Origin of the sequence: Streptococcus sp. 53 (assembly GCF_013276565.1) — a bacterium.
In the GTDB taxonomy this organism is placed as follows: Bacteria; Bacillota; Bacilli; order Lactobacillales; family Streptococcaceae; genus Streptococcus.
Window position 1 is genome coordinate 25,917 of record NZ_VMLG01000020.1, and the last position, 8,474, is coordinate 34,390.

The following is an 8,474-nucleotide window of genomic DNA, read 5'->3' on the forward strand; positions in this document are numbered from 1 at the left end:
ATGGACTTGATTTGTCAGGACATCCATTTTGGACTGGGAGAGAAAAAAATTCTCAAAGGAGTCTCTCTTAAGGTTGAAGGGAATCAATTTCACACGATATTAGGACCAAATGGAAGCGGGAAAACCAGTCTACTTAAACTCCTCTATCGTCAGGAAAAGGCGGACAAAGGCTTGATAAGCCTAGATGGAAAGCCGCTGGAGCATTGGTCACTCAAAGAAACAGCCAAGCAAATGGCAGTTGTCACCCAGTTTAATCAATTGCAGTTTGATTGTACAGTTGAGGAAATCGTCTTGCTGGGAAGAACTCCCCACCTCTCTTTTTTACAGAAGGAAAGGGAAAGGGATTTTACGCTCGTTCAAGATGCCCTAGTTAAGGTGGATATGCTCGAGAAGAAAACTCGTCTCTATTCGTCCCTGTCGGGAGGAGAGAAACAGCGAGTCTTGTTAGCACGCGCCTTGGCGCAAGAACCGACTCTCTTACTGCTGGACGAACCAACCAATCACTTGGATATCAAGTATCAGCTAGACTTGTTGGCCATTGTGAAAAATCTCAAGGTCAATGTTCTAGCTGTCCTGCATGATATTCAACTTGCTTGTCGCTATTCGGATTATCTCTATCTGATGAAAGAGGGGGAAATCCTTTACCAAGGGACTCCAAAGGAGACCATCACCCCTGAGTCATTGCAAACTGTATACGGAGTTCAAAGTCAGGTTACTTGGACCAAGGATCAGCAAGCCATGATTCACTATTTATAAGAATGAAAAGGAAAACAAGATGAAAAAAACACTAAGCATTTTACTGGTAACAGTAGCTACCCTAGCCATGGCAGCTTGTGGCAATACTACTACAGAAAAAGCTACCACACAATCTAGCACAGAAACAAGTCAAAAGGCGAGCACAGAGACGACTTATCCACTAACTGTCAAAACCTATGATGCTAAAGGAAATGAAGTAGAACAAGTTTTTGAAAAGACACCTGAAAAAGTTATCACCAACAATCTTTCAACCACTGAAATCTTATTGGAGTTGGGGTTGAAGGATAAAATTGTTGGCATGCTCAATCCAGACAATGCTGTGACGGACAAATACAAGGACGCGATTGCGACGATTCCTCAAATTGGGGATAAAAAAACAGTCTCACAGGAGACAGTCCTTTCTTATGAGCCAGACGCTGTGATGGGTCGAAACATGATGTTTTCTGAAAAATCCTTGGGGACAGTTAGCACTTGGAATGAAAATAAAATCCCAGTTTATACTCAAAAAGCTTCTCTCTCAACGATTCAGCAAGATTTGGGGAATATCGTAGAAGATGTCAAAAATCTTGGAATGATTTTTAATGTTCAGGACAAGGCCAATGAATACGCAGCCCAATTACAAACTAAAATTGACGCTGTTAAGAAAGCAAATCCAGCAAGCCAAGGTGAAAAGAAAAAGGCTTTGATTATGGTTGCTTATAATGATGAAACCTTCGGTGCCTACAAGTCTGCTTTGCAAGAAAGTTTGCTGAACCAACTTGGTTATACAAACGTTGCTACGGGGACATCAGGCTTAACCTTGGAAAATCTCGTGTCAATGGATCCTGAATTGATTATCTATGTAACCAGCGATCGCAATAAAAAATTGGATGAAAAAGCAGTAGAGTTGATGAAGGCAAATGCTGTTTTGGAAAGCGTTGCTGCTATTAAGAATCAAAAGATCATGACCATCTCTTACGATGAGTTGATGGACTATGGTCCAGCAGTGATTGATTCCCTTGAGAAAATCAATGACTTTATCAATAAATAATGAGTTTGATTGGGAAGGAATTCAAGTCAAAATCAGCCTTCCTTCTAACTACGACCCCAATCAAACCTATCCGGCTATTTTATTGAATGATGGAAACTTGGGCTTATTATCGTCCTTTTCAGAATCTGTGATTTTAGTGGGCTTGACCTCTAAAAATCGCCTAGATGATTACACTCCATGGAAGGCAGCTGCTCTGAGAGATGGAGCTCCAGATTTTGGAGGTCAGGCCAACGCCTATCATGATCATTTGTTTGGAGGTCTTTTAGACAAGTTGCAGTCGCTTTATCGGCTGGATGAAGCACGCCTTGCTTATGGAGGCTACTCACTAGGTGGTTTGGTGGCAGTCTACAGTCTTTTCAGCTTTGACAAGGTTTCCTGTGTCTTCTCCATCTGCGGTTCCTTTTGGTATCCTGATTTTGTGACTTACTGCAAGGAAGAAAATGTGAAAAATTTGGACTGTTTGCTCTATTTACAAAATGGTCAAACAGAAGGAGCACACCATACTAATCGCTTGGTTCAAGCACCAGTCTATGCTGAGCAGATCCATACCAGTCTTCAGAAACGCTATCCGAACAGCCAGTTTGTCTTTGACCCTTATGGACACCACGAACAAGTAGCTGAGCGATTCCTAGCTTTTTCTAGCTGGTTGGCCCAAAAATGGAAAATCGAATAAAAGATTTATCCCTTGGCTTTTGCCAAGGGATTGTTGTATTTATTTAACCAAGGTTTTCTCTCTTTTTATCTGGATTCCATACAAAGCTTGCGATAAAGCTAAAGATGATGGTTAGGATAGCGAGGATAATGGCAAGGATGAGGGCAGGGATGCGGATAAACCACCAGAGTGGATTTGGTTTTTTATTATTGTGCCATTGTTTCGTTTCTTCATCCAGACGTTGGAATTCTGCTTGGATACGATTGGCGACTGTTTCAATGCCTTCATCATTCATTTTCTTGATATCTGAGATATCGATTGGATTTCCAAAGTTCATATCAACACGCTCACGGCTAACCAAGCCCTTCAAGGTCATAGGACCTGTATAGGTAACCGGCATGATACGGACCTTGGCCATTTTGGCAATCAGGGCTACGCCACCCTTGACATCGTTTGAGTGACGGCTCCCACTTGGAAACATGATGAGAGAGCGGTCACTTTTTTTAAGAACATTGATAGGGTATTTGATGGCTGAGGCGCTAGGATTTTCACGGTCGATAGGAAAGGCGCCACACATACGAATCCACCAACCAAAAATACGGTTGGTAAAGAGTTCTTTTTTTGCCATAAAGATGAACTGTTTTGGCTTGGTCGCAAAGGCCATGTAAACTGGATCCCACCAAGTGCGGTGAGGTGCAACCAGAATATAATTTTCATCTTGATTAGGAATTTTATTTGTATTATGATAGTGGGCATTGCCATTGATGGACCATAGGAGCAAGACAACCAATCCACGTAAATAAGTATAAAACATGCGATCTCCTTCGATTATTTTCTTGTTATTATTATACCTTATCAAAGGAGGGCTGGCAAACTTTTCCCTTAACTAGGTGCAGATTTGGGATGAGATTAGAATTCTTTTAGAAAAAATGATATGATAGAATTTATGGATAAAAATAAGATTATGGGATTAACCCAAAGAGAAGTCAAGGAAAGACAGGCTAAGGGCTTGGTCAATGATTTTACTGCTTCGGCCAGTACCAGCACTTGGCAAATCATCAAACGAAATGTCTTTACTCTTTTTAACGCTTTGAACTTTGCCATTGCTTTGGCACTAGTCTTTGTGCAGGCTTGGAGCAATTTGGTCTTCTTTGCTGTTATCTGCTTTAACGCTTTTTCTGGAATTGTGACTGAGCTACGAGCCAAACACATGGTGGACAAGCTCAATCTTATGACCAAGGAAAAGGTCAAAACCATTCGTGATGGTCAAGAAGTGGCTCTGAATCCTGAAGAATTGGTGTTAGGAGATGTCATTCGTTTGTCTGCTGGAGAGCAGATTCCCAGTGATGCCTTGGTTTTGGAAGGCTTTGCGGAAGTCAATGAAGCCATGTTGACGGGGGAAAGTGATTTGGTGCAAAAGGAAGTTGATGCCTTGCTGTTGTCAGGAAGTTTCCTAGCTAGTGGGTCGGTTTTAGCTCAAGTTCACCATGTCGGTGCAGACAACTATGCTGCCAAACTCATGCTGGAAGCCAAGACCGTTAAACCAATCAACTCTCGTATCATGAAATCACTGGACAAGCTAGCAGGTTTTACTGGAAAAATTATCATTCCTTTTGGTCTGGCTCTCTTGCTAGAAGCCTTGCTTTTAAAAGGCTTGCCTCTTAAGTCGTCCGTTGTAAATTCGTCGACAGCCCTACTGGGAATGTTGCCCAAGGGAATTGCCCTTTTGACCATCACTTCGCTCTTGACAGCGGTGATTAAGTTGGGCTTGAAAAAGGTCTTGGTTCAGGAAATGTACTCTGTTGAGACCTTGGCGCGTGTGGATATGCTCTGTCTGGACAAGACGGGTACCATCACCCAAGGAAAGATGCAGGTGGAGGCTGTTCTTCCACTGACGGAAACTTACGGTGAAGAGGCTATTGCCAGCATTTTGGCCAGCTATATGGCCCATAGTGAGGATAAAAATCCAACTGCCCAAGCTATTCGAAAGCGTTTCCAAGGCCAAGTAGCCTATCCTATGCTTTCGAATCTTCCCTTCTCTAGCGACCGCAAGTGGGGAGCCATAGAGTTAGAAGGTTTGGGAACAGTTTTCTTAGGTGCACCTGAGATGTTGCTGGATTCTGAGGTCCCTGAAGCCAGAGAGGCCTTGGAGAGAGGGTCACGTGTCTTGGTCTTAGCTCTCAGTCAGGAGAAATTAGACCATCACAAACCACAGAAACCATCTGATATTCAGGCTCTGGCCTTTCTGGAAATCTTGGACCCCATTCGGGAGGGAGCAGCAGAGACGCTGGACTATCTCCGTTCTCAGGAAGTGGGACTCAAGATTATCTCTGGTGATAATCCAGTCACTGTTTCAAGTATTGCCCAGAAGGCTGGTTTTGCGGACTACCACAGCTATGTAGATTGCTCGAAAATCGAAGATGAGGAATTGGTTGCTATGGCTGAGGAGACAGCTATTTTCGGACGTGTTTCCCCTCATCAAAAGAAACTCATCATCCAAACGCTGAAAAAAGCAGGGCATACAACGGCTATGACAGGGGACGGAGTCAATGATATCCTGGCTCTTCGTGAGGCAGATTGTTCCATCGTAATGGCGGAAGGAGATCCGGCGACTCGACAAATTGCCAATCTGGTTCTCTTGAACTCTGACTTTAATGATGTTCCTGAGATTCTCTTTGAAGGTCGTCGTGTGGTCAATAACATTGCCCATATCGCACCGATTTTCTTGATAAAGACCATCTATTCTTTCTTGCTCGCAGTTATCTGTATCTCCAGTGCTTTACTAGGTCGGTCTGAGTGGATCTTGATTTTCCCCTTCATTCCAATCCAGATTACCATGATTGACCAATTTGTGGAAGGTTTCCCACCATTCGTTCTGACTTTTGAGCGAAATATCAAACCTGTCGAGCCAAACTTCCTCAGAAGATCCATGCTTCGTGCTCTACCAAGTGCTCTCATGGTCGTCTTCAGCGTTCTCTTTGTGAAAATATTTGGAAGTAGTCAAGGTTGGTCTGAGATAGAAATCTCAACCCTCCTCTATTATCTCTTGGGGTCAATTGGTTTCTTATCCGTATTTAGAGCCTGCATGCCATTTACCCTCTGGCGTGTCCTCTTGATTGTTTGGTCAGTAGGAGGCTTCCTAGCCACAGCTCTCTTCCCAAGAATTCAAAAATTACTTGAAATTTCGACACTTACAGGACAAACATTACTTGTTTATGGTGTCATGATGATGGTCTTTACCGTAATTTTCATCCTGACTAGTCGCTATCAAGCCAGAAAATAAAGAAAGGCTGCAATCTGTGGATTGCGGTCTTTTTAGGTACAAGATAGCTAGCTGAAATGTGGTATAATAAGAAGTAATAGAGTTTTGGAAAGTGAGAGAAGATGATTTCAAAGAGATTAGAATTGGTGGCTTCCTTTGTGCCACAGGGAGCCATTTTACTAGATGTGGGGAGTGACCATGCTTATCTGCCTATCGAGTTGGTCGAAAGAGGACAAATCAAAAGTGCCATTGCAGGTGAGGTGGTGGAAGGCCCCTATCAGTCCGCGGTTAAAAATGTTGAAAGTCACGGGTTAAAGGAGAAAATCCAAGTCCGTTTAGCAAATGGCTTGGCAGCCTTTGAAGAGGCAGACCAAGTGTCTGTCATTACCATCGCAGGGATGGGCGGACGCTTGATTGCTAGGATTTTAGAAGAAGGCTTGGACAAGCTGGCTAATGTAGAACGTTTGATTCTCCAGCCTAATAATCGTGAAGATGATTTGCGTATCTGGTTGCAAGACAATGGTTTTCAGATTGTAGCAGAAAGTATTCTAGAAGAAGCTGGCAAGTTTTACGAGATTTTTGTGGTGGAAGCAGGACAAATGAAGCTATCAGCCAGTGATGTTCGCTTTGGACCTTTCTTGTCCAAAGAGGTCAGTCCAGTCTTTGTCCAAAAATGGCAAAAAGAAGCAGCTAAGCTAGAATTTGCCCTTAACCAAATTCCAGAAAAAAATCTGGAGGAACGTCAAGTTCTTGTAGATAAAATTCAAGCCATCAAGGAGGTTCTCCATGTTAGCAAGTGAAGTAATTAATGCATATGAAGCCTTTTGCCCTCAGGAGTTTTCCATGGAGGGAGACAGTCGTGGCCTGCAAATTGGAACTTTGGACAAGGATATCCAAAGTGTCATGGTTGCTCTGGATATTCGTGAAGAAACGGTGGCTGAAGCCATTGAAAAGGGTGTAGACTTGATTATTGTTAAGCACGCGCCGATTTTCCGTCCGATCAAGGATTTGGTAGCTAGCCGTCCACAAAATCAGATTTACATCGACCTCATCAAGCATGACATCGCAGTTTATGTCAGCCATACCAATATTGACATCGTTGAAAATGGCCTAAATGACTGGTTCTGCCAGATGCTAGGAATCGAGGAGACAACTTATCTACAGGAGACAGGTCCAGAACGTGGAATTGGTCGTATTGGAAATGTTCAACCTCAGACATTTGGGGAATTGGCCCAGAATGTCAAGCAAGTCTTTGTTCTAGATAGTCTTCGAATGGTGCATTATCAAGAGAATGACTTGCAGAAGCCTATTTCAAGAGTGGCCATCTGTGGTGGAAGCGGTCAGTCTTTCTATAAGGATGCTTTAGCTAAAGGAGCGGATGTCTATATCACTGGTGACATTTACTACCATACTGCTCAGGATATGCTGTCTGATGGCCTGTTGGCATTGGACCCAGGTCACTATATCGAAGTGCTTTTTGTGGAAAAAATTGCAGAGCTTCTTAATCAATGGAAAGGAGAAAATGGCTGGACAATTGATATTGTACCTAGTCAAGCATCGACCAATCCTTTCCACCATATCTAGTTAGAAAGTGAAAATAATGAAAAAAGTTGCCATTATCGGAGCAGGAATTGTGGGGGCAACAGCAGCCTACTACCTCTCTAAAGAAAGTGACCTAGAAGTAACCGTCTTTGACCATGGACAGGGTCAGGCTACCAAGGCCGCAGCAGGAATTATCAGTCCTTGGTTTTCCAAACGCCGCAATAAAGCCTGGTACAAGATGGCGCGCTTGGGGGCTGATTTTTATGTGGATTTGTTGGCTGATTTAGAGAAGTCAGGGCAAGAAATCGACTTTTACCAACGTTCGGGAGTCTTTCTCTTGAAAAAGAATGAATCCAAGTTGGAAGAACTTTATCAACTAGCCCTCCAGCGCAGAGAAGAATCTCCCTTGATAGGGCAATTAGCCATTCTGGACCAAGCATCAGCAAATGAATTATTCCCTGGTTTGCAGGGATTTGACCGCTTGCTCTATGCTTATGGTGGAGCGAGAGTAGATGGTCAACTATTAGTGACTCGTTTGCTGGAAGCCAGTCAGGTCAAGCTGGTCAAAGAAAAAGTGACTCTAACACTTTTAGCATCAGGATACCAGATTGGCGAAGAGGTATTTGATCAGGTTATTTTGGCGACTGGAGCTTGGTTGGGGGACTTGTTAGAACCCTTGGGTTATGCTGTGGATGTCCGTCCTCAAAAAGGACAACTCCGAGATTATCAGCTGGCCCAAGACATGGAAGATTACCCTGTGGTTATGCCAGAAGGGGAGTGGGATTTGATTCCTTTTGCAGGTGGGAAATTATCCTTAGGCGCTACTCATGAAAATGACATGGGGTTTGATTTGACGGTAGATGAAACCTTACTCCAGCAAATGGAGGACACGGCCTTGCCTCACTATCCTAGTTTAGCAGAAGCTACTTCAAGGGCTGAGCGTGTGGGAATCCGTGCTTATACCAGTGATTTCTCTCCTTTCTTTGGACAAGTACCTGGCTTAGCAGGTGTCTATGCAGCCAGTGGACTAGGTTCATCAGGTCTCACAACGGGTCCTATCATTGGTTACCATCTAGCTCAACTAATCCAAGGCAGGGAAATGACCTTAGACCCAGCAAACTACCCAATTGAGAACTATGTCAAACGAGTAAAAAGCGAATAATACTCAATGAAAATCAAAGAACAAACTAGGAAGCTAGCCGTGGGCTGCTCAAAGCACTGTTTTGAGGTTG

General features: G+C 43.4%; 8 protein-coding genes. 7 read left to right on the plus strand and 1 reads right to left on the minus strand.

Annotated features, from left to right (window positions below; all coding sequences use genetic code 11):
* From HT722_RS06325 to HT722_RS06335, 3 genes are read left to right on the plus strand one after another with little or no spacing between them, the layout of a single operon-like run.
* Positions 1-756, plus strand: a complete 756-nt coding sequence (locus tag HT722_RS06325) for an ABC transporter ATP-binding protein (RefSeq protein ID WP_173278124.1) — start codon at positions 1-3, stop codon at positions 754-756.
* A 19-nt stretch (positions 757-775) separates the two neighbouring features.
* The gene (locus HT722_RS06330; protein ID WP_173278126.1) at positions 776-1,786 is read left to right on the plus strand and encodes an ABC transporter substrate-binding protein; all 1,011 of its coding nucleotides are present in this window, start codon (positions 776-778) and stop codon (positions 1,784-1,786) included.
* Positions 1,767-2,459, plus strand: a complete 693-nt coding sequence (locus HT722_RS06335; RefSeq protein WP_173278128.1) for an alpha/beta hydrolase-fold protein — start codon at positions 1,767-1,769, stop codon at positions 2,457-2,459. The genes HT722_RS06330 and HT722_RS06335 overlap by 20 nt, the downstream gene beginning before the upstream one ends.
* Before the next feature lie 43 nt (positions 2,460-2,502).
* Here the strand turns inward: HT722_RS06335 and HT722_RS06340 are convergent, their stop codons facing one another.
* Positions 2,503-3,252 carry a 1-acyl-sn-glycerol-3-phosphate acyltransferase gene (locus HT722_RS06340; protein WP_173278130.1) on the minus strand — a complete coding sequence of 250 codons (750 nt, stop codon included), beginning with the start codon at positions 3,250-3,252 and terminating at the stop codon, positions 2,503-2,505.
* 132 nt (positions 3,253-3,384) lie between these two features.
* Between HT722_RS06340 and HT722_RS06345 the strand changes: the two genes are divergently transcribed.
* The 4 genes from HT722_RS06345 to HT722_RS06360 all read left to right on the plus strand — a co-directional run bounded on the left by HT722_RS06345 (position 3,385) and on the right by HT722_RS06360 (position 8,404).
* Complete coding sequence (locus tag HT722_RS06345; protein ID WP_173278166.1) at positions 3,385-5,721, plus strand: cation-translocating P-type ATPase; 2,337 nt, start codon at positions 3,385-3,387, stop codon at positions 5,719-5,721.
* Positions 5,722-5,822: 101 nt separating this feature from the next.
* A complete protein-coding gene (locus HT722_RS06350) occupies positions 5,823-6,500 on the plus strand; it encodes a tRNA (adenine(22)-N(1))-methyltransferase TrmK (protein ID WP_173278132.1) in 678 nt (225 codons plus the stop codon).
* Positions 6,487-7,284, plus strand: coding sequence for a Nif3-like dinuclear metal center hexameric protein (locus tag HT722_RS06355; RefSeq protein WP_173278136.1), 798 nt, complete (start codon positions 6,487-6,489; stop codon positions 7,282-7,284). The genes HT722_RS06350 and HT722_RS06355 overlap by 14 nt, the downstream gene beginning before the upstream one ends.
* 16 nt (positions 7,285-7,300) lie before the next feature.
* Positions 7,301-8,404 (plus strand): FAD-dependent oxidoreductase, encoded by a 1,104-nt coding sequence (locus HT722_RS06360; RefSeq protein ID WP_173278137.1) that lies wholly within the window; start codon positions 7,301-7,303, stop codon positions 8,402-8,404.
* Positions 8,405-8,474: the final 70 nt, after the last annotated feature.